This window comes from Gordonia sp. w5E2 (assembly GCF_036540975.1).
GTDB classification, from domain to species: Bacteria; Actinomycetota; Actinomycetes; order Mycobacteriales; family Mycobacteriaceae; genus Gordonia; species Gordonia jacobaea.
The window spans coordinates 4,341,922-4,367,557 of the sequence record NZ_CP144213.1; the positions used below are offsets into that span (position 1 = coordinate 4,341,922).

The 25,636-nt window shown below is 64.6% G+C and carries 24 protein-coding genes; 10 read left to right on the forward strand and 14 right to left on the reverse strand.

What is annotated here, in order from left to right:
* Nucleotides 1-106: 106 nt before the first annotated feature.
* On the reverse strand, nucleotides 107-1,909 hold the full coding sequence (locus RND64_RS19635; RefSeq protein WP_049700040.1) for an N-acyl-D-amino-acid deacylase family protein: 1,803 nt from the start codon (nucleotides 1,907-1,909) through the stop codon (nucleotides 107-109).
* An 80-nt stretch (nucleotides 1,910-1,989) separates the two neighbouring features.
* On the opposite strand from RND64_RS19635, the gene RND64_RS19640 reads away from it, so the two are divergent.
* A complete protein-coding gene (locus RND64_RS19640; RefSeq protein WP_049700041.1) occupies nucleotides 1,990-2,877 on the forward strand; it encodes an alpha/beta hydrolase in 888 nt (295 codons plus the stop codon).
* Between the two features lie 2 nt (nucleotides 2,878-2,879).
* Here RND64_RS19640 and RND64_RS19645 read toward each other — a convergent pair whose 3' ends face one another.
* The gene (locus tag RND64_RS19645) at nucleotides 2,880-3,653 is read right to left on the reverse strand and encodes a glucose 1-dehydrogenase (RefSeq protein ID WP_049700042.1); all 774 of its coding nucleotides are present in this window, start codon (nucleotides 3,651-3,653) and stop codon (nucleotides 2,880-2,882) included.
* Nucleotides 3,654-3,785: 132 nt separating this feature from the next.
* Here RND64_RS19645 and RND64_RS19650 point away from each other — a divergent pair, with 132 nt between their 5' ends.
* On the forward strand, nucleotides 3,786-4,088 hold the full coding sequence (locus RND64_RS19650) for a DUF2316 family protein (protein ID WP_049700043.1): 303 nt from the start codon (nucleotides 3,786-3,788) through the stop codon (nucleotides 4,086-4,088).
* Nucleotides 4,089-4,158: 70 nt separating this feature from the next.
* Entirely contained in the window at nucleotides 4,159-4,632 is a 474-nt protein-coding gene (locus tag RND64_RS19655) for a DUF2231 domain-containing protein (RefSeq protein WP_049700044.1), read from the forward strand.
* A 45-nt stretch (nucleotides 4,633-4,677) separates the two neighbouring features.
* Here the strand turns inward: RND64_RS19655 and RND64_RS19660 are convergent, their stop codons facing one another.
* Complete coding sequence (locus RND64_RS19660; protein WP_049700045.1) at nucleotides 4,678-5,154, reverse strand: glutathione peroxidase; 477 nt, start codon at nucleotides 5,152-5,154, stop codon at nucleotides 4,678-4,680.
* 68 nt (nucleotides 5,155-5,222) lie between these two features.
* Between RND64_RS19660 and RND64_RS19665 the strand changes: the two genes are divergently transcribed.
* The gene (locus RND64_RS19665; protein ID WP_049700046.1) at nucleotides 5,223-6,266 is read left to right on the forward strand and encodes a membrane protein; all 1,044 of its coding nucleotides are present in this window, start codon (nucleotides 5,223-5,225) and stop codon (nucleotides 6,264-6,266) included.
* A 39-nt stretch (nucleotides 6,267-6,305) separates the two neighbouring features.
* Here RND64_RS19665 and RND64_RS19670 read toward each other — a convergent pair whose 3' ends face one another.
* Together RND64_RS19670 and RND64_RS19675 are read right to left on the reverse strand one after the other, a co-directional pair.
* Nucleotides 6,306-9,683, reverse strand: a complete 3,378-nt coding sequence (locus RND64_RS19670) for an arabinosyltransferase domain-containing protein (protein WP_152930111.1) — start codon at nucleotides 9,681-9,683, stop codon at nucleotides 6,306-6,308.
* Complete coding sequence (locus RND64_RS19675; RefSeq protein ID WP_049700047.1) at nucleotides 9,673-13,002, reverse strand: arabinosyltransferase domain-containing protein; 3,330 nt, start codon at nucleotides 13,000-13,002, stop codon at nucleotides 9,673-9,675. Before RND64_RS19675 ends, RND64_RS19670 begins: the two co-directional genes overlap by 11 nt.
* 177 nt (nucleotides 13,003-13,179) lie before the next feature.
* On the opposite strand from RND64_RS19675, the gene RND64_RS19680 reads away from it, so the two are divergent.
* The 5 genes from RND64_RS19680 (at nucleotide 13,180) to RND64_RS19700 (ending at nucleotide 17,259) form a co-directional block, all read left to right on the forward strand.
* Nucleotides 13,180-14,229, forward strand: a complete 1,050-nt coding sequence (locus RND64_RS19680; protein ID WP_049700048.1) for an NAD(P)-dependent alcohol dehydrogenase — start codon at nucleotides 13,180-13,182, stop codon at nucleotides 14,227-14,229.
* A 138-nt stretch (nucleotides 14,230-14,367) separates the two neighbouring features.
* On the forward strand, nucleotides 14,368-15,240 hold the full coding sequence (locus tag RND64_RS19685; RefSeq protein WP_049700049.1) for a formate/nitrite transporter family protein: 873 nt from the start codon (nucleotides 14,368-14,370) through the stop codon (nucleotides 15,238-15,240).
* Nucleotides 15,241-15,468: 228 nt separating this feature from the next.
* Nucleotides 15,469-15,741, forward strand: a complete 273-nt coding sequence (locus RND64_RS19690) for a GlsB/YeaQ/YmgE family stress response membrane protein (RefSeq protein ID WP_049700050.1) — start codon at nucleotides 15,469-15,471, stop codon at nucleotides 15,739-15,741.
* A gap of 161 nt (nucleotides 15,742-15,902) precedes the next feature.
* Entirely contained in the window at nucleotides 15,903-16,727 is an 825-nt protein-coding gene (locus RND64_RS19695) for a TIGR03619 family F420-dependent LLM class oxidoreductase (RefSeq protein WP_049700051.1), read from the forward strand.
* 46 nt (nucleotides 16,728-16,773) lie between these two features.
* Nucleotides 16,774-17,259, forward strand: a complete 486-nt coding sequence (locus tag RND64_RS19700) for a GAF domain-containing protein (RefSeq protein ID WP_049700052.1) — start codon at nucleotides 16,774-16,776, stop codon at nucleotides 17,257-17,259.
* Here RND64_RS19700 and RND64_RS19705 read toward each other — a convergent pair.
* The 6 genes from RND64_RS19705 to RND64_RS19730 all read right to left on the reverse strand — a co-directional run bounded on the left by RND64_RS19705 (nucleotide 17,256) and on the right by RND64_RS19730 (nucleotide 22,517).
* Nucleotides 17,256-17,774: a flavin reductase family protein gene (locus tag RND64_RS19705; RefSeq protein ID WP_049700053.1), complete on the reverse strand. Its 519-nt coding sequence runs from the start codon at nucleotides 17,772-17,774 to the stop codon at nucleotides 17,256-17,258. The two genes, RND64_RS19700 and RND64_RS19705, sit on opposite strands and share 4 nt — an antisense overlap.
* Nucleotides 17,771-18,268 carry an NAD(P)H-dependent oxidoreductase gene (locus RND64_RS19710; protein ID WP_049700054.1) on the reverse strand — a complete coding sequence of 166 codons (498 nt, stop codon included), beginning with the start codon at nucleotides 18,266-18,268 and terminating at the stop codon, nucleotides 17,771-17,773. The genes RND64_RS19705 and RND64_RS19710 overlap by 4 nt, the downstream gene beginning before the upstream one ends.
* Entirely contained in the window at nucleotides 18,265-19,476 is a 1,212-nt protein-coding gene (locus RND64_RS19715; RefSeq protein ID WP_049700055.1) for an LLM class flavin-dependent oxidoreductase, read from the reverse strand. Before RND64_RS19715 ends, RND64_RS19710 begins: the two co-directional genes overlap by 4 nt.
* Before the next feature lie 173 nt (nucleotides 19,477-19,649).
* Complete coding sequence (locus RND64_RS19720) at nucleotides 19,650-20,462, reverse strand: crotonase/enoyl-CoA hydratase family protein (protein WP_049700056.1); 813 nt, start codon at nucleotides 20,460-20,462, stop codon at nucleotides 19,650-19,652.
* Nucleotides 20,463-20,464: 2 nt separating this feature from the next.
* Nucleotides 20,465-21,493 carry a zinc-binding metallopeptidase family protein gene (locus tag RND64_RS19725; protein WP_049700057.1) on the reverse strand — a complete coding sequence of 343 codons (1,029 nt, stop codon included), beginning with the start codon at nucleotides 21,491-21,493 and terminating at the stop codon, nucleotides 20,465-20,467.
* 187 nt (nucleotides 21,494-21,680) lie between these two features.
* Nucleotides 21,681-22,517 carry a sulfurtransferase gene (locus RND64_RS19730; RefSeq protein WP_083444440.1) on the reverse strand — a complete coding sequence of 279 codons (837 nt, stop codon included), beginning with the start codon at nucleotides 22,515-22,517 and terminating at the stop codon, nucleotides 21,681-21,683.
* A 184-nt stretch (nucleotides 22,518-22,701) separates the two neighbouring features.
* Between RND64_RS19730 and RND64_RS19735 the strand changes: the two genes are divergently transcribed.
* On the forward strand, nucleotides 22,702-22,995 hold the full coding sequence (locus RND64_RS19735) for a hypothetical protein (protein ID WP_049700058.1): 294 nt from the start codon (nucleotides 22,702-22,704) through the stop codon (nucleotides 22,993-22,995).
* A 22-nt stretch (nucleotides 22,996-23,017) separates the two neighbouring features.
* On the opposite strand, the gene RND64_RS19740 is transcribed toward RND64_RS19735, so the two are convergent.
* The 3 genes from RND64_RS19740 to RND64_RS19750 are packed head-to-tail and all read right to left on the reverse strand — an operon-like array spanning nucleotide 23,018 to nucleotide 25,546.
* Nucleotides 23,018-24,169 (reverse strand): CaiB/BaiF CoA transferase family protein, encoded by a 1,152-nt coding sequence (locus tag RND64_RS19740; protein WP_049700059.1) that lies wholly within the window; start codon nucleotides 24,167-24,169, stop codon nucleotides 23,018-23,020.
* Complete coding sequence (locus RND64_RS19745) at nucleotides 24,156-25,031, reverse strand: SDR family oxidoreductase (RefSeq protein ID WP_049700060.1); 876 nt, start codon at nucleotides 25,029-25,031, stop codon at nucleotides 24,156-24,158. The genes RND64_RS19740 and RND64_RS19745 overlap by 14 nt, the downstream gene beginning before the upstream one ends.
* Before the next feature lie 8 nt (nucleotides 25,032-25,039).
* Entirely contained in the window at nucleotides 25,040-25,546 is a 507-nt protein-coding gene (locus RND64_RS19750) for a MarR family winged helix-turn-helix transcriptional regulator (RefSeq protein ID WP_049700061.1), read from the reverse strand.
* Between the last annotated feature and the right edge of the window lie 90 nt (nucleotides 25,547-25,636).

A 25,636-nucleotide genomic window follows, 5' to 3' on the forward strand; every position in this document is an offset into this window, starting at 1 on the left:
GTCTGCCAGTGGAGATGCGACGCAAACCGCTGTCGCACCTATACGTAACAGTGACTTTCGAGGCGTAGTGCCTGTCGGGAAGTCCTGAATGACTCCCCGACTGCACTCAGCTCGTCCGGATGAGTTCACGCTCAGCTGTCGCCGGCGGCACAATTGTCGGCGGAGTGGTGTGCCCGGCCCGCAGGAAGCTACCCGTGCGCACCGTCCCCACGGACGGCGCGAACTCACCGTCGGCGAACACGGTCTGTCCGCTCACCATGACGGCTCTGATTGCGGCGTCGTTTCGATTCACCATGCGCGACATCTGGCCGAACTGTTCGATCGGCGCCTCGCCGTACGCTTCGAGTTGCTCGTCGAGGTGTTCGGGATCGATCACGACGAGGTCGGCTCGGTCGCCGACCCGCAGGTGTCCCGCGTCGATGTCGTAGAAGTCGGCGACTTCACCGGTGAGGCGATGGATCGCGTATTCGGTACTCATGAACGGCTTTCCGGCCTGCTCGGCGTCACGAACATGGCGCAGCAACCGCAGCCCGCTGTTGTAGAAGGCCATGTTGCGCAGGTGAGCTCCGGCGTCGGAGAAGCCCATCTGGACCGTTGGCCAGGTGGCGATCTTCTTGAGCATTTCCGGACGATGATTCGAGATGGTTGTGCGCCAACGGATCTCACGGCCGTGTTCGACGACGAGGTCGAGGAAGGCGTCCACCGGGTGGAGTCCGCCACGATCGAGCCCGACCTGACCGAACGACTTTCCGATCACCGACTCGTCGGGACACGCGACGATGTCGGCGTCGAAGAAGTCGCGGTGCCACACCCTGATGCCGAACTTCTGCTCGTAGTCCTTGCGGAACCTGCGCCGGTACTCCTCGTCTTGGATGAGCGCATCTCGTTCAATGTCGTCACGCAGGTGCAATGCCGCTGCGCCGGAACCGAATTCCTCGAAGATCACCAGATCGATACCGTCCGCATACACCTCGAACGGCACCGGCAGGTGCTGCCAGCGGAAGTCGCCGCCCAAGCGATTGATGAGCGCGGTAGGGCGGTCCATCAGGATCAGCGCTTTCTCGTTCGACTTCACGTCGGCCGCAGACAGCAGCGACGTCTTCAGCACAGGGCGCCCGAAGCCGATCGACTGCACCATCTGCGACAGCAGATTGAGCGGGTTCTGGATGTCGGGTCCCGACTGCAGCACTCGGCCGCTGTGGCGCAGCATGCTCTTGAGTCGGCGCAGCTCTTTGGGTTTGGCGTACGTCGACGGCAGGGTGCGTGACCGACATGTCACGCCGTCGAGCTTGTCGAACTTGAGCTGCTGCGACGAGAGTCCGACGAATCCCTCGACGAGCGCGTCGCCGAGCATCTCCTCCATCCGTGCCTGCTCCGCGCGTGTGGGTCGTACATCCGATCGTGTCGCACGATCGAGACCCATCACAGACGTCCGCATGTCCGAATGTCCGATGAATGCAGCGAGATTCGCCCCGAGCGGCAGACCCTCCAACCGTTCGACATACTCCCTCGGCGACGACCAGTCCTTGTGTTCGTCCACCGCGGAGATGACGTGGTCGCGCGGGATCGCTTCGACGCGCCCGAAGAGGTCGCCCGCCTCCTCCCCGTTGACGTAGATCGTCGACAGCGAGCACGACCCGATGAACACTGTGGTCACGCCGTGGCGAAGCGACTCGGTCAGCTCCGGGGTGTCGAGAACCTCGACGTCGTAGTGCGTGTGGATGTCGATCAGACCCGGCGTCACCCATGCACCCTCGGCGTCGATGACCCGTGCACCCTCGGTGTCGAGGGGTTCCGTACTGATCGCGGCCACCCGACCGTCGCGAATACCGATGTCGCGGATCGCCGACGGCGCCCCCGAGCCGTCGAACCACCGGCCACCTCGAACGACTGTGTCAAATGTGGACATGGCCACTCCCTTCGCCGGGCTCATCGTGGCACAGATCACACTCGATGTAGACACTTTCTCGGAAATGTATAGTCCAGTTGGTGACGACCGCCGACATCGCTCCCGACCTTCGACGCACCGCACGCTGGATTCCTCGCGGAATCGGACTGCGGCACATGCCGCGAGGCGTCCTACGACTCGGCGGTATGCCCCTGGCCCGCGTGCGCGGCGTCCCGACGGTCGCGATCGGGCCAGGGGTATCGATTCGCCTGCACCGGCCAACCGGAGCACAGAACACCGGCACCGCGATGCTGTGGATCCACGGCGGCGGGTACGTGCTCGGTTCTGCCGGACAAGATGACATCTACTGCCGCGACCTCGCCGACGCCACCGGCATCACGGTGGCTGCCGTCAACTACAGACTCGCGCCGCAATACCCGTATCCGACACCGCTCGAGGACTGCTATACCGCGCTCGCATGGCTGGCCGAGCAACCGTGGGTCGACCGCGATCGCATCGCAATCGCCGGCGCCAGCGCGGGAGGCGGCCTCACCGCCGCACTCGCACTGCTGACACGCGATCGCGGCGACATCCCCCTCGCTGCACAGGCTCTCGTGTATCCGATGCTCGACGACCGGACCGCGGCGACGCCCACGGGACGTCGATACGTGCTCTGGTCTGAGCGTGATAATCAGCGGGGGTGGGATCTCTACCTCGGCGCTGCGGACAGGCAGCGGGCCGTACCCGCACGCCGCGCAGATCTCGACGGCTTACCGCCTACCTGGCTCGGCGTCGGAACCTGCGACCTGTTCCACGACGAGACACTGGACTACGCACGACGACTCCGCGAGGCAGGGGTCGACTGCGATGTCGAGATCGCCGACGGCGCCTTCCACGCGTTCGATCAGATTGCGCCGAAAGCACCTACCACGCAACGTTTCAACGAGTCACTGCGCTCGTTCCTGCGTAGAGAGCTCGCCTCCGTGTGAGGTCAGCCGTCAACCTCCGACGCGTCGACGACTCCGAAGTCCTTGTGCGCCAAGCCCGCAACGACACCACCGTCGACGACGAACTCCGCCCCCGTGGAGTAGCTCGACTCGTCGGAAGCCAGGTAGACAACGAGTTTCGACACCTCGGACGGGTCCGCAGCCCTACCGAGTGCGGTCTGGAAGATGTCGTCGGGCACCCATTCCGTCATCGGCGTCTTGATCAGGCCGGGGTGCACCGAGTTGACCCGAATGCCGCTCGGCCCCAACTCCAGCGCAGCCGACTTGGTGAGTCCACGCACACCGAACTTGGACGCTGTGTAACCGTGAGTGGCAATCGTTCCCGCCAGCCCCTCGATCGACGAGATGTTGATGATCGAGCCGCTGCCGGCCTCCTTCATCTGCGGCACAACAGATTTGATGCCGAGGAACACTCCGGTCAGGTTCACATCGAGGATCTTGCGCCAGTCGTCGAGTGTATAGTCCTCGAACAGGCCGAAGTTCACGATTCCCGCGTTGTTCACCAAGACGTCCAGGCGCCCGAAAGTGTCGACCGTGGACGCGACAGCGGCTTGCCAGTCGTCGGGTTCGGTGACGTCGAGATGGACGTAGCGCACCGCATCGCCGACTTCGTCGGCCAGCGCCTTGCCCTCGTCGTCGAGGATGTCGCCGGCGACGACGCGCGCGCCCTCCGCGATCATCTCGCGCACGTGCGCTGCACCCATGCCCCGCGCACCGCCACTCACCAGCGCAACCTTGCCTGCCAGCCGCTCGCTCATCGTCTCCCCTTCCAGGCTCCGTCTCGGGCGACCATACGCTTGCCTTGTCACTGTATGGCGTGAATTTCATAGACTGGTGCACAGACCAACTAATGACTGCGCAGACCAACTTGTAAAAGGGAGACGACGATCATGTCTCTGAACGCACACCAACGCCGCGTCACCAGCGCGGAACTGCGCGCGAATCTCGACCTCGCCGGTCTCGATACCGCAACTCTCGCAGCGCAACTCGGATTGTCGACCGCGGCCGTCGAGGATGCACTCGACATCGGACCCGCGACCGATCCGGCACTGGTGTGGCGCCTGCGCGATCACCTCGAATCCGCGGCCCGCGCGGCGGGCGCCCAGCCACACGAGTACACGTACCTTCCCGAGCGGATGCGATCGGCCGCGCAGGCCTGGTTCGGCGTTGGCGATCATCGCTTCTCGGACTGAGTCGCTCCACACGAGGGGTTGGCGAAGCATTCTCAGCGCTCCTTCAGCGACTGACCGTCACACTCGTGCGATGGACACGATCGCCGGACTGCCCGCGCACCCCCTGTTTGTTCACCTTGCGGTGGTGGCGATTCCCCTCACGGCCGTCCTGGCGATCCTGGCGAGCGTATGGCCGGCAGCACGCCGACGGCTCGGCTGGTTCACACCGGCGGTCGCGGTTGTCGCGATGACCATCACACCGCTCACCACTTCCGCGGGTGAGACATTGGAGAAGCAGGTACCGCGATCAGAAGCCCTGCACAGCCATACCGAGCTCGGCGGCCAGATGCTCTATTGGGTCGCAGCGCTTTTCGTACTGGTCGTACTCTCCTGGGCGATGTACGACGACACCATCGCGCGCCGGATACCTGCGGTGGCTTCGGTACGCGCGCACGGTTGGCTGCGGGTCGTGCTCGCGGTTGCGACTATCGTTGTGGCGCTTGGCGCTCTGGTGATGGTCGTCCGCGTCGGCGATTCCGGTGCGCGGTCTGTGTGGCTGGGCTGACGACGGTCACACGGCACACAGCGGCCACAAAGCGCACACCCGTTCTCAGATCACCTTGTCGATGTCTCCGGTCAGCTTCTCGGGCTTCACGGTCGGCGCGAAGCGGTCGACGACCTGACCGTCGCGGTCGACGAGGAACTTGGTGAAGTTCCACTTGATGCGATTGCCGAGCACGCCCGACTTCTGCTCGCGTAGCCACGCGAAAAGCGGATGCGCGTCGGACCCGTTGACGTCGACTTTCGCGAACATCGGGAAGCTGACGTCGTAGGTGAGCGAGCAGAAGTTCTTGATCTCCGCCTCGTCGCCCGGTTCCTGATGAGCGAACTGATCACAGGGGAACCCGAGTACGACCAGCCCGCTCTCGGCGTAAGTCTTGCTGAGCTCTTCGAGTCCCTTGTACTGCGGGGTGAAACCGCACTTCGACGCGGTGTTGACGATCAGCAACGGTTGCCCCCGGTAGTCGTCGAGGTCGACGGTGTTGCCGTCGATGTCCGTCGCCGTGAAGTCGTAGGCACTGGTCATGGACTTACCTCCGGGTCGTTCCGATCAGCTTCTCCGCAGCCTATCCGACGAACGAATAGCCTCGAGGCGTGCGCACCACAGATGACTTCCGCAGGGCCTGGCACGCCATCCGCACCTCTCGGTTCGCGCCCGCGCTGGTGATCGTGGTGATCCTCGGCATCGCGGCGGCGTTATTCGTCGGCTCCTACACGTACTCGACGGCCAACCCGAAACCCGAACGTGTGCCGATCGCCGTCGTCGGTGACCTGCCACCGCCGCAGTCAGCCGATGTCGAGGCACGGCTCGCGCGCGAACTCGGCAGTTCGGTCGATGTGCGTCATCTACCAACCCATGCCGAAGGCGTCGAACAGTTGCAGAACCAGCAGGTCTTCGCGGTTGTCGACATCGACACCACGGCGCGCACCATCGACGTCGAACTGTCGAGCGCGTCCGGTGCGACGGTCGCGCAACTCCTCGAGCAGAGCATGCCGCGTGCGGCCGCCGGGACCGGCTACCGGGTGAGCGTCCGCGACGTCAATCCACTACAACCCCGAGATCCGCACGGGCTCACCATCTTCTACATGATGCTTGCGGCGGTCATCATCGGATTCGTCGGCGCGATCCAGCTCGGCGTGCATGCCAACAAGTTGCGGCCCTGGGAGAGAATCGGATTCACCGCGTTGTACTCGCTACTGGGCGGGTTCACCATCTGCGCCATGATCGACTGGATCATCGGTGCGCTGACGCTGCCGGTGTTCGAGGTGTGGCTCATTCTTGCCCTGACGATGTTCACCTGCGGCATGATCTTCACGATGTTCAGCGCGATGTTCGGCCGCTGGGCAATCCTGCCGACATGGGCGGTCATGGTGCTGCTGGGTAATCCATCGTCGGGCGGCTCCGTCGCGTGGCCGCTGCTACCCCGGGTGATCGCGACCATCGGCGGCTGGCTGCCACCCGGCGCGTCGGTCAACGCGCTGCACACCGCAGTGTATTTCCGCGGGCATCAACATGTCTGGCCGTTCCTGGTGCTCACCACGTGGTCCGCGGTGAGTGTCGCCGTCTACCTGTTCGAGCGGCGCGTTCGGGGCCACAAGACCCCGAACGCACCCACCTCCGACATCGGCGCCGCCTGAGATCGCAGAAACAGGCAAGGCTACAGAGCCCGGCAGGACTCAGAACCCAACTGCGCGAATCTGTCCCGGCGACCAGAGCCCGTTGTGGACATCGGTCGTCACCGTGAGCTCTGCGGGCTTCTGCGGCACGAGCGGTGTGAGCCGCTGCAGCATGCCCCAGTCCTTGGCCCAGTCGTTGCGTAGATACGACGGCAACACCGTTGGGCGCATTTGGTTCTCGACGATGCCGAGCGGACCGCCCGCGGTCCCCGCCATCCAGCGCTGCGAATTGACCCGCTCGCCTTCACGGTCGGGCGAGATCCGCCACTCCGGTGTTTCCAGGACGCCGTTGTGCACCTGTGCGGGACGCTGACACGGGAATGCCAGTGCAGCCTCCCAGTCGATCATCACGGGAGCCTCGCTACCCACGAGGTCGTTGAGCGTGATCATCTTTGAGACACGAGGTGGAGTGACGGCAAGCCACTGATCGGAGTTGGTCGACGTGTCCTGCGCGAGCACGCGCACCACCGTCGCACCCTGCGGAGCACCGTCGAGCGGGAACCGCAGGTTGCGCCACGCAGGTGCACCGCCGATATCCATCGGGGTCATGATCCCCGCAGGTGTCACCGAACCGTCAGGACCCACACGGCCGAACTGGAGGCGAACCTGCTGTCCCGAACGCGTGACGGCGAGATCGTCGACGTATTCGATCTGTCCGGCAACCGACATCGTGATGAGCGGAGTATCGGAACCGCGCGCGGGTAGCTGATACCAATCCGAAGTCAGACTGCCTGTGCCCGACGGCGATCCGTACGTACCGAGCACCGGTGTGCGCTGCGGCGAAAGCCCGAATGGCAGTTTCACCTGGGAGCCGTTGACGCCGGTGGTCGACGTCGTTCCGCCTGCGGTGTCGCTCGACGGACTACTACCGTCGGTTCCGGTCTGTTCGGTCGCGTCCGATTGCGTTCGGTCGACCTCGGCCGACGATGTCCCCGTTGACGAGTCCGATTCGGTGCCGTCGTCGGATAGATCAGATCCGACGCCGTTCGGGTCGAAGCCGGTCGCGTCGGCACCCGCAAGCGCAGCCCCCGGCGACGGGTTATTCTGTCCCGCAACACGTGCCGGCGCGAGCAGACCGGAATTGACGTCCTTCTCGACGAGCACCGCGTCGGCGAGCGCGCACGGCTCACCGCGTACCGCGGCAACATTCGAACTCAGCCACGACCACGAATTACGTTGTGTCCAATCCGCCTTCGCGAAGGAGACCAGCGTGAACAGCAGCATGATCACCGACACGACGATGATCGACGGCGAGCGCAACCAGGCTGTCCACCGGTTCTTCGACACCCGCTCCTCGCCGCGTCGAACGTCGTCGGAGACGTAGTCGTCGCGGAAGTGTTGCCAGAGACCGAGAATGGTGAGCAGCACCGCGACAGTGAGGATGACCGCCCAGACAGGGATGCCCTTCACGTCGGGAACGGCGTCGCGCCAAGGAATTCCGTAGCTACCGACGTACCACCACTGGTTGCGTCCCGAGAAGGCCAGCGCCAGCACGTACGCACACGCCGCAGCGAAGAGTGTGCGGTTGCGTCGTCGACGCATCACCGCGCGGTCGACGCACACGGTTGCGACAGCGGCCAACGAGCCTGCGATGCAGGCATACACACCCATCTGGTGTGTCCATTTGGTCGGCAGGAACGCCATCATCACTGCGGTACCCGCGACCGTGGCAACCAACCGCCAGGTGGGAGCCGACGCAATGCCCGCCAGCCGTCGACGGTTGAGCAGCATGACCACCACGACGATCAGACACACGAACGTGATGAGCACACCGAATCGGCGCGCGATGCCGCCGTCGGCGGTGGGATTCATGAGCATGTAGTAGCGCATGCCCTCTTCCCACCACTTGTTGGTCGGACCGACGGCAGAGTTGACCCTGATGGCCTCGCGAATCGCAGCGAGTGTCTGGTCGGCGAAGATCTCGTAGAGCACGACGAGTCCCGACGCCAGAATCGGTATGAGGATGGGCCACAACCCGTCTCGTCGTCGTCTGATCATCAGACGCTTCAGCAGGGGTCGGATTCCCGCGATGAGCGGGATGGCAGCGATCACGCCTGTCGGGTGGATCGTGAGGGTGAACGCCGCGACCACGATCGCGAGCGTGAGCGGGAAGAATCTTCCGGTCGCTATCGCCCGCTCCACGAGCACCCATGCCAGCAGCGTGCCGACGGCGATGATCGGTTCCACGCGAAGCCCGTTGTTGAACGGCATCCACACCGCGAGGAACACGAGGGCGGCCGCCCAGATCGCGGACTGCGACGTCCGGACCGCGTAGCCCAGTCGTGGGATGGCTGCGCGGCTGATCAGCCACCAGCCGACCACCGCGTAGAGGAAGGGCAACAGCCGCAGCCACGGCGTCGCCGTGCTCACCTCCATCCACAGCGAGAGGTACTGGTAGTGCCAACCGAACGGGTCTTGCGGCACACCGAAGTACCGGTAGTAGTTGTCGAGGTATCCGGCGTTGCGGGCGACTCGTGCGACGGTGACCTGATACCCGTCGTCTGCCGTGTTGCCACCGACGAACAACCAGATCAGCAGGACGAGCGTGACGAAGGCGTCGACCCAGCGCGGTCGCCACCAGCCCTGCGGGAAGAGCTTGTGGACGCCGCGTCCGTCACGGGCGTCGAGCACGGCCAGCGCGAGCATCGAGGCAATCGTCATGACGACGCCGATGACCAGGAGCCAGAACTTCAGCGTTGTCGGGGTCGACACGAAACGCGTGTCCAGTGTCGCGCGGAACGACAGGCCCTCCGTCGGCGCATCCTGCGGCAACTGCGAGTACACACCGATGATCTGCGGGCGTGCCGTCGCGTCTCGTAGGTCGAATGACCCCAGACCGGTGTCCGTTGTCGAGAGGTTCTCGAATTTGCCTGCAGCGCCGTCGGTGTCGGCGTGGAAGACGACGCGACACCCGGGAGAGTTCTCTGCCGCGCTTCGAGGCGCACTGAGCAACACGATGTTTCGCTGCGTCAACTGCAACGAGTCGCGGGTGGCGCGGATGAAGAAGCCGACCTTGTTGGCATCGGCTCCGTTCCACGGCACCGTCGAGACGATCACGCCACCCGAGGCGGGCAGACTCTTGGCGAGCGAGCACGGGACGGACACGTCCATCGAGACCGGCGAGAACGAGACGCTCGGCGCTGCCACGCTGCCGACCGAATTCTGTTGCGGCCAGGTCAGTTCCGTCTTGGTGTAATTGACCGGCAGGAACGGGGTCAGCAACGCGATGACGATGCCGATGAGCCCGGCGACCACCGCGACGATCTTCGCGATCCTGATCCGATCGGCCGATTTCGACGACACCGGTCCGCCCGTGCCCTTGTCGCTCGGCTTCTCGTCGCCGTTCCCCGTTGCGTTCACCGACGTCTCACTCATCATCTTCTGGCACCACCTGCATTGCTCCGGGACGGCTCCAGCCCCACCTGGTCGACGTTCCGGTACTCACCGCTGCGGGCACCGCATCCGGCACCAACGGCGACAACCGTTGCAGGCTGCCCCAATCGCGGTACCAGTCGTTCTTCAGATACGTCGCCATCGTCGACGGCGTCGTCAGCGCTTCCGCCGTGGTGAGCAGTCCGCCGTTGACGGTGGCCATCCACGTCTTCGACTGCGAGTTCGCCACCGACAGCTCCGGCAGGATTCGCCACTGCGGAATCTGGTTGACGCCGTTGGACGCATCCATCGGGTGCTGGCAGGGGAATGCCGCGCCGACCGCGAAGTCGACGAGCACCGGGTCCGACGATCCGACGACATCCTGCAGCGTCTTCAACTCGGGCGCGCGCGGCGGCGTCACCGCGAGCCACTGGTCGGGGTCGAGGTTGTTGTCGGTCGCGACGATCCGCATCGCGGTCGCACCGGCGGGTACCGACGACATCGGGATGCGCAGGTTGCGCCACGGCCGATTCGCCTTGCGGTCGGCGTCGATCGGCTGCACGGAGGTACCGACCTGCTGGAACTTTCCGTCCTGCTCGACACCGAACTCCACCTGCAGCGACTGCCCGTATGTCGTGACCCCGTCGGGATCGGTCGAGGCGAGCGCGCCTGCCGCCGTGATGACGATCAGCGGCGACGAGTCGCGCGCGGGCAGTCGATACCAGTCGGTCGTCAGCGATGCCTGGCCGTCGGCTCCGTAACTGCCCATCACCGGGGTCGTCGCGGGGTCGAGTCCGAACGGCAACGCCGCGGTGCTGCCGTTGACCCCTTCCGGTCCACGCCCGCCCGTCGTCCCCGGTGCACCACCGGCGACGACGAAGGTCTTCGAGAGATCGGCCGAGGTGTTCTGCGTACCCGGCTTGATCGAATCCGCCTCCGGCGTGAGGTCGTCGGCGACACCCTGGGCCGAGAAGCCCCGTGCGGTGCCCTCCAACGCCTGTGACGGCGACGCGTTGTCGACCGGAGCGAGGCTCCCCTTGTTCGAATCGGGTTCGACGAGAACGTAATCGGCCATACCGCAGCCTCCGGTGACCGCGTGCACGTTGCCCTTCAGCACCGAGTAGGTGTCGGCGCGAGCCACGGCCGCCTTGGCGAACACGGCCAGCTCTGCGAGTAGGATGATCACCGCGATGACGGCAATGGGCGACGACGCGATGCCGGTTCGCCACCGGTTCGGCGGTTTGCCTGCGTCGTGGTGCAGTCCGGTGTCGGCGACGTAGTCGAGGCGCAGGTGCTGCCACACCGCGACGACGAGTGCAATCACCGCCAGCACCAGGAACATCGACGAGACCTGAAGTCCCGCAACCACTGGCGCCTTGTCGAACCACGAGATGCCGAAGTCGTACGACCACGGCCATGCGTTGTATCCGGCCGCCGCGGCCGCGCAGGCGACGAGCAGGCCTGCGATCAGGATCGACAGGTTACGCGTATTACGTTGCGCCACCTGGCCGATCGCAACACAGGCGACCGCAGCGAGTGCCGCTGCGAGGCCCGCGAAGATACCGAACTGGATGGTCCACTTGGTCGGGGTGAGCGAGAGCAGTCCGATCGTGATCAGTACCGCCCCTGTGATGCGCCAGACCGGTCCGCTGTCGACCCCACGGATCTGCTTGCGCCGCAGCATGATCGCGAGAACCACGAACAGCGAGACCAGCAGCAAGAGCACCGGCACCCTTCGCACCAGCGAGCCGTCGCGCGTGTTGACCGCGAGGAAGTAGTACCGCAACAGTTCCTGGTACCAGGCCAGCGTCGGCCCGACGGTGTAGCGCACCCGTATCGCCTCGAACACCGACGCGAGCGTCTGGTCGCGGAACACGATGATCACCACGATGGCCGGAGCCGCCAACAGCGGAAGCAGAAGAGAGGCAAGGCCCGACTCGCGGCGTCGTCGAACAAGGAGCTTGAGCATCGGCCGCGCACCGGTGATCAGGAGTGCCACCGCGATGACACCCGTCGGCGCGGTCGCAAGGGTCAGAGCGGCTGCGAAGGCCGCTCCCGCGGCAGGCAACATGCGCCGGGTCGCGATGGCCTGCTCGACGCCCCACCAGGTCAGCAGACTGCCGAGCACCACGACGCCCTCGCTGCGCAGGCCCGAGGCCATCGGCAGCCAGAATGCGAGAAAGACCGCGGCGCCGGTCACCATCGCCCACTGCGACGTGCGGATGGCACGTCCCAGACGCGGGAGCAGCACCCGACTGAGGATGAACCAGCTCACCAGCCCGATCACCAACGACGGGATGCGCATCCACACACCCGTCGCCGACACCGCCGACCAGTGTGCGAGGAAGTCGTAATACCAGTCGAACGGCGCCTCGGGGATGCCGTAGAAGCGGTAGTAGTTGGCCAGGTAGCCCGCGTGCTCCGCGTTCCGGCCCATGTTGAGGATGTAGCCGTCGTCGGACGAGCCTGCTCCGAGGAAATGCCAGATGAGCAGGATCGCGGTCACCGCGATATCGGTGGCGCGCGGACGAATCAGCTCCAACCACCGCACCCGACCGACTCGCCGGTGGTAGCCGTAGATGCGGTCGAGTTGAGCAAGCGCACCGAGTGCGACGATCGCCGCCAGGACGCCGACGATCATCACGAGCCATTTGATGATCGACGGACTCGAATCGAACCGATCGTCGACGACGATGCGCGCCGACAAACCGGGCGTCGAGGTGATCGTCGACGTCGGGATGTCGGTGAACAGGCCTGCCACCTGCGGACGGTCGGCTTCCGGCGCCATCTGTACCGGTCCGAGTCCCACAAAGCGTGCGCCCGAACCCGCCGCCGACGAGAAGATGTGGAGCTGCGTGCACCGATCCGACGCGACGTCGGCGCGCGGGGCAGACGCGACCGTGTCGCCACGCATCGTCACCGTCACCGTGTTCGCGTCTGCCGTCACGTTCAGCGCCGATGTCCGCTGGTTCTTCGCAGCGGGCGGCATCGTCGTGAGGATCGTCGACGACGCATCGGCCGGCGCAGACCGCAGGAGCGAACACGGAATGGTGACGTCGAGATCCTGCGCCATCTGGGCGACGAGCGGAGAGGTGATGTCGGCGTTTGCCGCACCGAGCTGCTGACCCTGCGGCCACGTGATGGTTGCCGTCGTCGTGGTCACCGGGAGGAAAGGCGTGAGCACAGCCGCAACAATCGCGATCACACCCGCCACGACGGCAACGATTGACGTCGACCCAGGTGAGAGGCGTCGTGCGCGGCCATTGGGGTCGTCGGATCGACGGTTGGGCAGCGTTGCTGTCGTCTTCTCCGGCGATTCGGTCACACGCGAATGCTAGTCAGGTTGCCTGTGACAAAACCAAGTCGGTCCCCTTTCGGCCTGGCGTGTCACGCGACACAGTCGCATGCGCATCCGGCAATACGTCGGCACGCTGGATGTAGTGAGGTGCCCGCGGCACCGGCAGATCGTCGTGGATTCCGCGGACGCCGGATAGGGAACACAGTGACGACGACCGTCAATGCTTTCTGGGCAACAGCTCCTGATGCGCCACTATCGAAGACCACCATCGAGCGCAGGGACCTCGGCCCGAAGGATGTCCTGATCGACATCGCCTTCGCCGGGATCTGCCACTCCGACATCCATACCGCCCGCAACGAATGGGGCGGCACCACCTACCCCGTCGTGCCAGGACACGAGATCGCCGGAACGGTCGCCGCTGTCGGCGATGAGGTGACCAGGCACAAGGTCGGCGATCGCGTCGGCGTCGGCTGCTTCGTCGACTCGTGCGGTGAATGTGCCGCGTGCAAGAACGGCGACGAGCAGTACTGCACCACGGGTGTCGTGCAGACCTACAACTCCAAGACCTACGAGGGCGAGTTCACCCACGGCGGGTACTCACAACAGGTCGTGGTGACCGAGGACTTCGTGCTGAAGATCCCCGAGGGCGTCGACCTCGACGTCGCTGCACCGCTGCTGTGCGCGGGCATCACGCTGTATGCACCGTTGAAGCACTGGGGAGCGGGCCCGGGCAAGAAGGTCGCCATCATCGGTCTGGGCGGCCTCGGACACATCGGCGTCAAGATCGCGCACGCGTTGGGCGCAGAGGTGACCGTCTTGAGTCAGACGCTGTCCAAGAAGGAGGACGGCGAACGCTTCGGCGCCGATCACTACTACGCGACGAAGGATCGTGAGACCTTCCGGACCCTGCGCGGGGAGTTCGATCTCATCATCAACACCGTGTCGGTCAACCTCGACCTCGACGACTACCTCGGACTGCTGGCCATCGACGGCACCCTTGTCGAGCTGGGGGTTCCGGAGCATCCGCTCGAGATCAAGGCATTCTCGCTACTGGCTAACCGACGTTCGATCGCCGGATCGATGGTCGGAGGCATTCCCGCCACCCAGGAGATGCTCGACTTCTGCGCGGAACACGGCATCGGAGCAGAGATCGAGAAGATCAGCGCCGACGAGATCAACGCCGCCTATGACCGCGTCGTCGGAAGCGACGTGCGGTATCGATTCGTGATCGACACCGCGACTCTCGCCGACTGACCCCGAGCATCGACCGGGTACGTACACAACTCGGTCGTCAGCGCGAGGCCACGACAATAATTTCGATGGCCTCGCGCTGAGGTCGCAGTTGTGTACGTATAGCGGGCGCCATGGCATGTGCTGTGGAACCGTTGACACATGAGCGACCCCGAGTTCGATGTGAACAAGCTCTTCCCGGGCAAGTTCTTCATCAGCACAACGCTCGACGTGCTCGAGTCCAAGAAGAAAATGACCGGCCATCTGCGGCGCCGTTTCATCCAACGCGCCGCGATGGCCGGCATCATCATCGCGATCTTCTACGTCATCAACTACACGATCGTCGCCGCGTTCGACACGATGACCGATCCGCCCGGGCAACTGCACGCGGTCGGCAAACTCATCGGAGCGCTGGCCTTCGGCTGGGCGCTGGTGTTCATCTACTACACCAAGTCCGAGCTACTCACCTCGAACATGATGATCGTCTCGGTCGGCGCCTACTACCGACGGGTGACGCCGGTCCTGATCATGCGCATCCTGCTGTTCTGCTATCTCGGCAACATCCTCGGCGGCCTGCTGATCGCCGTGATGCTGCGCGGCACAACGCTTCTCGACGGCCCTGTACTCAACGCGATGGTGCACGCGGTCGACGTCAAGACCGGCTACCTCAGTAACGGATTCAGCGGATGGCTCGACCTGTTCATCCGAGCCGTGCTGTGCAATTTCATGATCAACCTCGCGATGTTGCTCGTCTACAACGGTTACCTGACCGAGGACATCGCGAAATGCATGGCGATGATCACCGCCGTCTTCGTCTTCGCGTTTCTTGATTTCGAGCACTCCGTGGCCAACACAGTGCTCTTCATGATCGTCGGCTTCCAACACGACATGCCAATAGGTTTGGTGTTCGGCAATCTCGGCACGGTGCTGCTGGGAAACTTCGTCGGAGGCGGAATTCTCATCGGCTTCTACTACGCGTGGGTCAACGACGAGCGCGACACCCATCTGGTGCACCTCCGACGACACCGGCATTGAGCCGACGCGTCCCCACCCGCGGCGCACCAACCGGTGCCCAGCCGAGATGGGTCATTTGTCCGACATTGCGATTGGATCACGACGCGGTCGGCGATGAGCTTTGCCGCTGGTCCCCGGTCGTACGTTGACTCGGGGCCTTGCGGATGCGTCGAAGAATCGACCTTCCTTCCATGAAGCAGTCGTGGAACATCCAAGGGGGATCAGGGCCCGCTATCGGAGGAGTTTCACGTGATCGGAACAATCATCAGCGCCATCATCGTCGGCCTGATCATCGGCGCACTCGCACGACTTGTCATGCCGGGCCAGCAGAACATCGGCATCATCATGACCATCGTTCTCGGCGTCCTGGGGTCGCTCATCGGATCGTGGCTGACCTACCAGTTCGGGTACAGCAACGCCAACGGCGGCTGGGAGGTCATCCCGTTCATCGTCGGCATCGTCGTGGCGATCGTGTTGATCGCCGCATACCTCTCGCTCCGAGGGCGCACCGTACGCCAGTAGCACCGTCACGACTGTGGCCGGGAAGCACGGGGGCTTCCCGGCCACAGTTGTATTCGCCCGCCGTAATCACCGCCGCGACAGCCACTTGCGAACGAATCCACTTGTGATCGCCGTGGGCACAATGATCGTCTGTGGGACGAGTACGTCACACTATGGTGTGCATGGGTTTTCACGTCGCACTGCCCAACGACGGCAGCATCGAGCAGCTCACCGAACTCGCGACCGCGGCTGAGAACCTCGGCTTCGACGGAGTATGGCTGGCCGAGCACGTCCTGCCACCGATCAAGCATCCCGATCCGGCGTATGCCGCCGAGTACGACCCACTGGTGCTGCTCGGGTTCATCGCCGCACACACGACCACCGTGCGTGTGGGCACCTCCATACTCGTTCTCCCCCTGCGGAATCCGTTCGTTGTCGCGAAGCAGGCCGCGACCGTCGACGCGCTGAGCGACGGGCGGCTGGAACTCGGGGTCGGCGTCGGGTGGGACGCAGACGAATTCACTGCCGTGGGAGCGCAATTCCACGATCGTGGGCACCGCACCGACGAGGCGATCGGCGTGCTGCGCCACCTGTGGGCAGGCAACACCGACGGACTGTTGGGCGAGCACTACAGCTTCGGCGGCGGGTATCCCACTCCGGTACGCCCACAGGGCATTCCGATCACGATCGGCGGGCACTCCACTGCTGCGGTGAATCGTGCTGCACGCCTTGGTGATCGTTGGCAGTCGATCTACTTCAACAACTCGGGCACCGACCCGGCGACGTTCCGTGCGATAGCAGCCGATCTCAAACGTCGTACCGAGGGTCGCGTCACGACGGCGATCAAACGCTTCGTCCGCACCGCCGACCAGGTCGACGCATTGGTCGACGAACTCGACACGTGGCGTCGCGCCGGGGCCGACGACGTCGTCGTCTGGTTCGGCGAACCTGCGGTATTCGGCCCTCTCCAAGAACGTTTCGCACGCAAGGCACAGGTCAACACGTGAAGACCCACGCTGGCGCAACAACCACCGATGCGGGCACAGTGGTGACATGAGCACCGAGTCCCTCCCGCCCACCGACCACCCCGCGATCGACTACGCCGAGCTCGCCGGCGCGGCGCGCGCACTCATCGAGGGCGAATCGGATCGCGTCGCCAATGCGGCCAACCTGTCAGCACTCGTCTATCAGGCGCTGTCACAGGTCAATTGGGTTGGCTTCTACTTCTTCGACGGCCGCGAGCTGGTGGTCGGCCCGTTCCAGGGAAAACCTGCCTGCGTACGCATCCCGTTGGACCGTGGCGTCTGCGGGGCGGCGGCAAGAACCCGCACCACGCAACGCGTCGCCGACGTGCATGCCGTCCCCGACCACATCGCCTGTGACGCCGACAGTCGCTCGGAAATCGTTGTGCCACTGGTGCACCGCGGCGAGCTCATCGGGGTGTTCGACCTCGACAGCCCCGTACCCGACCGCTTCGGAGCCGACGATCAGGCGGGCCTCGAAGCAATCGCCGAGGCGTTCATCGCGACTCTGGACTAGACCGCCTGCGCGAGTTTGCCGAATCCACTGCGGTGGAAGATCAACGGGTTTCCGGTCTCCGGATGGTCGACGCCGTGCAACTCGAGCAGCACGATGATGTGATCGCCCGCTTCCACCTCGCGGTAGACGGTGCAATCGAAATGCGCGAGTCCCTCATCGAGAGTCACCGCGCCCTCGTCGGATGCCTTCACCGCGATGCCGTCGAATCGGTGCTCGACCGCTCCGGCGAGTTGTCGACAAGCGGCACCCTGGTGGTCGGCGAGGATTGTGACGCCGAGGTGTACTGCGCGTCGAAGATCCGGCCAGGTCTTGGACCCCGAAGCCACCGAGACCGACACGAGCGGCGGGTCGAGACTGACGCTGGTGAACGAGCTGGCGGCAAGGCCGGTCAACTGGCCGTCGACCTCTGCGGCAACCGCGACGACGCCGGTCGGAAAAATGCCGAACGCCTTGCGTAGACGCGCGGGATCGAGATCCTGATTGGTCTGTAGCTGGTTGGTGCGCGGTTCGCTCATGAGCCTGCCTTCAGCAATGTGGTGACGATCGGCTTTGTCGCAGTGAGCCATTCGGCGTATGCGGCAGGGTCGTCGTATGCGGAATCGATGACGTAGAGACCACGTCCCGGCACCGTGCCACCGATCTCGGTGAGCACGGGACGCAAGGTGAGTTCCGGCGCGAGCGAATGTGCGGGGCTACCGCCGAGCATCAACGGAATCGCGATCCCGGAGAGCCCTGTCCCGCCCGCGAAGCGGTCGAGAAACAGTTTCAGCAGGCCGGTATATGCGGCTTTGTATGTGGGACTGGCGAATACGACGAGATCAGCCTGGCCGACCTGTGTCACGAGATCGTTGACGTGCTCGTCGCTCCAGTCAAGGATCGTCGAGCCGAGTGTTGCAAGGTCGACGATCAGATCGGGTTCAGAGCCCGACAGCTCCGCAGCCAAATATGTTGCGGCACCGAGTGTTCTGCTGCCTGGTTTCGGGTTGCCGACGACGACAGCAGTCGTCACGATGCCGACACCCGCTTGAGCGGTGCCTGCGCTCCGAACGGAACCGAGGCACTGACCGCGACAGGAGCGGGGTGCTCCCATAGTCCTCGACGGGTGAGTTCGGGAAGTACACCCTCGCCGAACCAGTACGACTCCTCGAGATGCGGGTAGCCCGACAGCACGAACTCGTCGATCCCGACCTCGTGATACGCCTCGATCAGATCGGCGATCTCGGTGAAGGAGCCGACCATCGCGGTTCCGGCACCGCCGCGCACCAGGCCGACGCCAGCCCAGAGGTTCGGGTAGATCTCCAGCCCGTCTTTGGACCCCTTGTTCAGCGCGAGCATGCGCTGCTGCCCTTCCGACGCCGAGCGCCTCAGCCCCGCCTGGATGCGCGCGATGTCGTCTTCGGAGATGTTGGCCAGCAGGCGATCCGCTTCGGCCCACGCGGCTTCGGAGGTGTCGCGCGCAATGGTGTGCAACCGGATTCCGTACTTCAGTTCGCGACCCTGCTCCTCCGCGGCTGCACGGACGCGAGAAATCTTCTCCGCCACTGCCTCTGGCGGCTCGCCCCAGGTGAGATAGACGTCGGCATGCTTCGCCGACACCGCGATTCCTTCGGGCGACGAGCCGCCGAAGTAGATCTGCGGCAACGGATCCGGGATCTGGTGCAACACCGCGTTTTCGACGGAGAGGTATTGGCCGTCGAAGTTCACCGTGTCGCCGGTCCAGAGCCGTCGCACGATCTCCAGGAACTCGTCGGCCCTGGCGTAGCGCTGCTTCTTGTCGAGGAAGTCGCCGAACATCCGCTGCTCGGCGTCCTCGCCACCGGTGACCACGTTGAGCAGGAGTCGACCACCGGAGAGATTCTGGAACGTCCCGGCCATCTGCGCGGCCAGGAACGGCGCGGTCATCCCCGGGCGGAACGCCACGAGGAACTTCAGACGCTCCGAGAGGCTGCTGATCATGGCCGTGCTGACCCACGCGTCCTCGCACCAGGCACCCGTCGGAGTGAGCGCGGCCTCGAAGCCGAGCTGCTCCGCGCTGCGCGCGATCTGTCCCAGATACTGCACCGACGCCGGTCGACCCGCGGCTTCGGCAGCGACGCCGTGACCACCTCCGACGACGTTGCGGCTGTCACCACCGTTGGTGGGCAGGAACCAGTGGAACTTCAGGGAGCTCACGTAAAGCCTCTCTCCTCGATCGACGCATCTCGTCGCTCGACACATCCAGGCATCGAGCGCCATCAGGTGGCGCGCCGTAGGCGCAACTACACCAGTTCAGTCGAGGTCGGACCGATTTCCAAGGGTTGCGTTCTCACTGATTACTAGATTTGCCACCTACTGACGACGGCCGGTGAGTCCGGCCCGACGAGGTCTCGCCGTCCTTGGTTCGGCAACGATCAACAGGTCCCGTCGCCGCGCTTGGATCGTGGTCCGCTCGAGAAGCTGCCGTGACGTCCCGCGCCGCCCGCGAAGCGTGCAGCACCGGCGACGCCCTCGCGTTCGACGATGGGGACGCCGGCCGCCCCCTCGGCGCGGAGCGCGTCGCCGAGGGGGAGGTCGAGTCCCGCGTAGACCGATGCACGGTCGGTGAGCACGCATTCGAACGGGAACTGCGCGATCTGATGCGCGAGTTCCCGCGCAGCGTCCAGCGACTCGCCATGCGGCACAACTCGATTGGCCAACCCGATCGCCAAGGCTTCTTCGGCGTCGACCGGCCTCCCGGTGAGGATGAGGTCGAGCGCCCTGCCGAGGCCAACGATGCGCGGTAGGCGGACCGTGCCGCCATCGATCAGCGGCACGCCCCACCGTCTGCAGAACACGCCGAGCGTCGCGTCCTCTTCGACCACACGGAGATCGGCGAGCAGCGCCAACTCCAACCCGCCGGCCACCGCGTATCCGCTGACCGCCGCGATCACCGGTTTGGACAAGGGGATGCGGGTCGGCCCCATCGGACCGTCTCCCCCGCCGTCGGTGTCGAGGTCGTTGCGGCGCGAAGGATCGCCGACCGACGTGAGATCGGCTCCGGCGCAAAATGTTCCGCCCGCCCCGGCGAGGACCGCAACCTTGACGTCCGGATCGTCGTCGAATCGGTGAAAGGCCGCTCGCAGGGCGCGCGCAGTCGGCCCGTCGACGCTGTTGCGTACTTCGGGCCGGTTGAGCGTGATGGTGACGACCGGCCCGTCGACCTCGTAGAGCACCGGCCCGGGCATGACTACTGCGCGACCACCGCACGGTCGTCGGAGGTGATGAGTTCGTGGATGAACTCCATCTTTTCGAGCACCTTCGGCGGCAGCACGAACGGGTACAGGTCCTGATGCCCCATCGACCGATTGATCTGGTTGAGCGCCCAGGTCAACGGCAACCACCAGTCGATGATCCGCTCGAACCCGACCTTGCCCGGCAGGTCTGCCTCCAACGTCGCACCCGCGGGTGCCAGCGCGAAAGCGGCTGCGGTGTCGAGGGTGTCGCGGATGTGCAGGTAGTGAGCGAACGTCTCCGCCCAGTCCTCGAACGGATGCATCGTCGCGTACGACGAGACGTAGTCCTGTTCCCAGTTCTCCGGCGGGCCGTCGTTGTAGTGACGATCGATCGCGTCCTGGTAGCTCGTATTGGGGTCACCGAAAAGCTCGGTGTAGCGCGCGAGGTTCGGGCCATCGCCAACCAGAACCATCTGATAGAAATGCCCGATCTCGTGACGGAAGTGACCGATCAACGTGCGGTACGGCTCGTCCATCGAGACGCGCAGGCGCTCGCGGTGCACGTCATCGCCCTCGGCGAGGTCGAGCGTGATCACGCCGTCAGCGTGGCCGGTGGTGACCGGCTGATCGCGGCTCGACAGCAGGTCGAATGCGAGCCCGGTCTCCGGGTCGGTGTCTTTGCCGAAGATCGGGAGCTTGAGCTCGTCGAGTTCGTAGATGACCCGACGTTTCGCGCCTTCGGACTCGGCGAAGGCGGCCATCGCCTGCTCGTCGGAATCCGACGGCCTGGTGCGCGTCAAGCGGCACGATTCACAGAGCGCCGGCAGCTCCGGACCCTCCTCGACCATCCAGTTGCACGCGGCGGTCAAGTTGTCGGCACAGCGCACGATGGTCGCGCCCTCGACGGAGCCCTTCTCGTCGTCGTCGAGTACCTGGATCGTGTGGCTGGGCAGGTGGAACCCCAGGTTGCGCCCACAATTGAGACAGACAGTGTTCTCGAAGGACAACTGCTGTCCACAGTTGGAACAATGGAAATCGCGCATCTACTCACTCTTTTCGTTCGTCAGTCCGGACGTAACCCGGTGGTGAACTCTGAGCCGTTTACGTCTCAGAGCTGTGCATCGTGATGGAGGTCGGAGCCGCGCAGCCTTCTGCACGCGTTCGTGACCAGTGTCACCCTGTTCTCGCAGTACATTCGTCGAATTCGATGGTGTTCAGGTTCCAGTTCGGTCATATCTCCGCTGGACGCGCAGGGTCGGCCGACCATTGCGACCACGAGCCGGGAAACAGAGTCCCCGACAATCCGGCGATCTCCAGCGCTGCGATCTCGTGTGCGGCATTCACGCCCGAACCGCAGTAGGCGACGACCGGTGTCCCGTCCGTGACGCCGGCCTGCGCAAACCGCTCACGCAGTTCCGACGCGGCGCGGAAGCGTCCGGACTCGTCGACGTTCTCGCTGGTGGGGACGCTGATCGCGCCTGGAATGTGCCCCGCTCTTGGGTCGATAGGTTCGACTTCACCGCGATAGCGTTCGGCCGCCCGCGCGTCGACGAGGACTGTCTTTGAGTGATCGGAACCGAGCGCCGCGACGTCGTCGATGGTGGCGGTCGGCAGTGATCCCGCCCGTAGTGTGACGCTTCCTGGCCGGACGGGGGTGTCGCCGGTCGACAAACGCATGCCGGAATCGCGCCATGCCGTGAGACCGCCGTCGAGAAGGCGAACGTCGCGGTGGCCGCCCCACCGGAGGAGCCACCACGCGCGGGCGGCGGCGAGGTTGCCGTTGTCGTCGTAGACCACGACGGGTGAGGTGTCGTCGATGCCCCACAACCGCGCGGCCTCGGTCAGCGCATCGATCTCGGGTAGCGGATGCCGCCCGGCCTCGGGCGAAGGCGGTCCGGCTAGTTGAGAGTCGAGGTCCACATACACCGCGCCCGGAATGTGTCCGGTGCGGTAGCGCGCATGACCGTCGTCGTCGCCGAGTTGCCACCGGACGTCGAGCACGACCGGCGGGGTGTCGGAGAGCATGGCGTCGGCAAGCTGCGCGACGTCGATCAGCACGGATGACACACGGCACCTCTCTGGGAACAACGATCAGGGCACACAACAACAGGGACTGTCATGGCGGAGGTGGACTCATGGCGACCCGCGCATACCAATCGTGCCCTGTCGACGCCCGTACTCGCCACCACCGCCCACCACCCGTGTGTCGAGTACGGCCCGCAGGCCCGCCCGACTCCGTAGGATCGTCGCCATGAGGCAGGCAGACGGCACATACTTCGTGACGGCCGAAGAACTGGCCGCGTTCTACGACTCAGGCCAGAAGTACTGGTACATGCGTGACGACGGGTCGACGGACCTGTACTCCGACGAATTGATCATCACGCACGGCTGGCCGATCTATCTGATGGATCGCGACGAGAAGTGGTTCGCCAAGTGGGACGGCAATTACGAGAAGGCCGTCGAGGACGAGCTCAATCCGCATCTCCTCAAGAACTTCGAAGAGCTGATCACCGAGGGCGACTGGCCCAAGGATCACAACGAGTGACCTCGGCCCTCGTTGTCGGCGCCTAGTTGTTGTCGGCGCCTAGTTCCGGAGGTCCGCTGCGATAGGTGACCGGCGTACCCGACATTCGTATCGGGTTCGCGGTCGTCACGATCGCGCTGTCCGGGGTGGAGGCGCGCACGTCGATGCCGAGTTCGTCGGCGAAGTCAAAGGCCTCGGCTACCGAGTTGATCGGTCCCGCAGGCACTCCCGCCGCCGTGAAGTCGGCATACCAGTGATCGGCGTCCTTGGTGACGAGCACGGTGGTGATCTCGTCGATCAACTCGTCGCGATGGGCGACCCGCGCCGAGTTCGACGTAAAGCGTTCGTCTGCAGCCAGTTCCGGGCGACCCAGCACCGCGACAGCTTTCTCGAACTGGCCGTTGTTGCCGACCGCCAACGCGATTGGACGGGTTGCCGTCGAGAACACCTGGTAGGGAGTGATACTCGGATGGCGGTTGCCCATTGGCGCAGGGACCACACCTGCGTTGAGAAACCCCGACGCCTGGTTGACCAACGACGACAACGACGCCGAGAACAGGTCGACGTCGACACGTTGCCCCTGGCCGGTCCGGTCGCGATGGCGGAGTGCGGCAAGGATTCCCAGGCCCGCGTGCAGACCCGCGAGTACGTCGACGACGGCGACTCCTACCTTCACCGGCTCGTCGGGTCCCGATCCGGTGACACTCATCAATCCGCCGACCGCCTGAACGAGCAGGTCGTATCCGGGCAGTGCCGCGCCTCCGTCACGACCGAATCCGGTGATCGAGCAGTACACAAGATCTGGTTTTTCCGAACGTAATTGGTCGTATCCGAGACCGAGGCGTTCCATCGTCCCGGCCCGGAAGTTCTCGATCACGACGTCGGCCTGCAGCGCGATCTCGCGCGCACGGGCCAGATCGTCCGGATCGCGTAGGTCGAGCGTCACCGACTTCTTGTTGCGGTTGACGGACGCGAAATAGGTTGCGATGCCGTCAGCGGTGAATGGCGGACCCCACGTTCTCGTGTCGTCGCCCGCCCCCGGACGTTCGATCTTGACGACGTCGGCGCCGAGATCTGCGAGCATCATCGTCGCGTATGGCCCGGCAAGCACGCGGGTGAAGTCGGCGACAACGAGACCGTCGAGAGCTCCTGGCGCCCAATCGTTCTCGGGTGATGAGCTTTCAGTAATTGACAACGCGACCCTCCTTGGGAGCTCGGTACATACGCCACAACGTGCGAGGGACCTCGTGCAACGGCAGCCGGACCGGCCAATCGCGCGACCGAAGATACGCCTCCGTGCCGCCGTCGACCGTGACCACCGATCCCGACATGAAGTCGGCATCCGACGACAGCATGAGCATGACCCATGCAGCGAGCTGCTCCGGCGTGCCGTACTCGCGCAACGGAACCGGGAAGGCCCGGACGTTCTTACCCGACGCCCCTTCGAGCTGCGCCTGCAGCAGCGGGGTCATCACCGGCCCAGGAGCGATCACGTTCAGCCGGATACCCGCACCTGCCCAGTCGAGATCGGTACCGTGCACGCGACACCATTGGGTCACAGCGAGTTTCGACGCCGCGTAGGCGACCGGCCCCGACAGCACCTTACCGCGGCGTCGAATGATCGTGGCCGCCGAAGCCGCATCGCCCTTCATCAGTTTCCGCACCGCGGACTTCGGCACGAACGGCGTCGACGTCGTCGAATTGGAGCCGAAGACAACCACTTTCGCCTTGTTCGACGCTGCGAGCGCGTCGCGCAGTCCGGCGAGCAGTTCTGTGACACCGAAGGTGTTGACCTCGACAATCGCGCGTTCTGCACCCGCCTTGGGCCCGACTCCCGCGGCCAGCACGGCGCCGTCGAGTACACCGTCACAAAGCGCGAGAATGGCTGCGATCGCGTCGCGTCGACCGTCGGGCGTCGCGAGATCGGCGATGATGTCGGCATCTCGTTGGTCGACGCCGATGACGGTGTGACCTTGTGTCCGAAGGGATTCCGCCACTGCTGAACCCATTCCGGAGGCGGCTCCGGTGACCACGTAGCGACGCGGAGCGTCGGCCATCGTGCCTCCTATCCGTGTCGCCGCCGGTTGCGGTCGTCGTCGGCCAGCGTACGGTCATACGCGTTGTTGAACGCGTGGAGTTGGCGAAACAACGCCTCCGGAGATCCTGGCCCCATGTCGGAGAGCACACGCTCGAGGCGTCGCGCGCGCAGCAGGCCGTCGTGCTCGAAAGCGTCGAGACCCGCTCTGGTCGGCCTGACCTGCTTGCTGATCGATCCCGCGACGTCGAAGCGCTCGAGATAGCCGTGCTTGATCGCCGCGTTCACCTGTCGGTTGACGGTCGACTGCTCCAGTTGCATCGCGTCGGTCAACTGTCGGAGCGTGCGAGGTTTGCCGTCGGACAGTATCCACAGCAGGTTGAAAGCGGAGACCTCGAGGATCGAGTCGGGATCGACGTGCGAGCGACGACGGGTCATGCGGAGGAATTCCTCGGCGAGATCGCGATAGAGCGGCGACGGCCAGGGTGCGTAATCATCGCTCGAGTCGTCGGCGCCGCTTACGCGTTCCCTCGTCACACGAATTCCCTTCGCCCTCAACGCTGTCCACTATGTCCGAAATATCCTAAGGGATTAGGCATATGTAGTTCACATATGTAGTGTGCATAT

What these genes read in the sequence shown, in the direction of transcription:
- RND64_RS19635 (WP_049700040.1), bottom strand. Translation starts at nt 1,909, where the DNA reads ATGTCCACATTTGACACAGTCGTTCGAGGTGGCCGGTGGTTCGACGGC.
- RND64_RS19645 (WP_049700042.1), bottom strand. Translation starts at nt 3,653, where the DNA reads ATGAGCGAGCGGCTGGCAGGCAAGGTTGCGCTGGTGAGTGGCGGTGCG.
- RND64_RS19650 (WP_049700043.1), top strand. Translation starts at nt 3,786, where the DNA reads ATGTCTCTGAACGCACACCAACGCCGCGTCACCAGCGCGGAACTGCGC.
- RND64_RS19655 (WP_049700044.1), top strand. Translation starts at nt 4,159, where the DNA reads ATGGACACGATCGCCGGACTGCCCGCGCACCCCCTGTTTGTTCACCTT.
- RND64_RS19660 (WP_049700045.1), bottom strand. Translation starts at nt 5,154, where the DNA reads ATGACCAGTGCCTACGACTTCACGGCGACGGACATCGACGGCAACACC.
- RND64_RS19670 (WP_152930111.1), bottom strand. Translation starts at nt 9,683, where the DNA reads ATGATGAGTGAGACGTCGGTGAACGCAACGGGGAACGGCGACGAGAAG.
- RND64_RS19685 (WP_049700049.1), top strand. Translation starts at nt 14,368, where the DNA reads ATGAGCGACCCCGAGTTCGATGTGAACAAGCTCTTCCCGGGCAAGTTC.
- RND64_RS19695 (WP_049700051.1), top strand. Translation starts at nt 15,903, where the DNA reads ATGGGTTTTCACGTCGCACTGCCCAACGACGGCAGCATCGAGCAGCTC.
- RND64_RS19700 (WP_049700052.1), top strand. Translation starts at nt 16,774, where the DNA reads ATGAGCACCGAGTCCCTCCCGCCCACCGACCACCCCGCGATCGACTAC.
- RND64_RS19705 (WP_049700053.1), bottom strand. Translation starts at nt 17,774, where the DNA reads ATGAGCGAACCGCGCACCAACCAGCTACAGACCAATCAGGATCTCGAT.
- RND64_RS19715 (WP_049700055.1), bottom strand. Translation starts at nt 19,476, where the DNA reads ATGTGTCGAGCGACGAGATGCGTCGATCGAGGAGAGAGGCTTTACGTG.
- RND64_RS19720 (WP_049700056.1), bottom strand. Translation starts at nt 20,462, where the DNA reads ATGCCCGGGCCGGTGCTCTACGAGGTCGACGGGCCGGTCGTCACCATC.
- RND64_RS19725 (WP_049700057.1), bottom strand. Translation starts at nt 21,493, where the DNA reads ATGCGCGATTTCCATTGTTCCAACTGTGGACAGCAGTTGTCCTTCGAG.
- RND64_RS19735 (WP_049700058.1), top strand. Translation starts at nt 22,702, where the DNA reads ATGAGGCAGGCAGACGGCACATACTTCGTGACGGCCGAAGAACTGGCC.
- RND64_RS19745 (WP_049700060.1), bottom strand. Translation starts at nt 25,031, where the DNA reads ATGGCCGACGCTCCGCGTCGCTACGTGGTCACCGGAGCCGCCTCCGGA.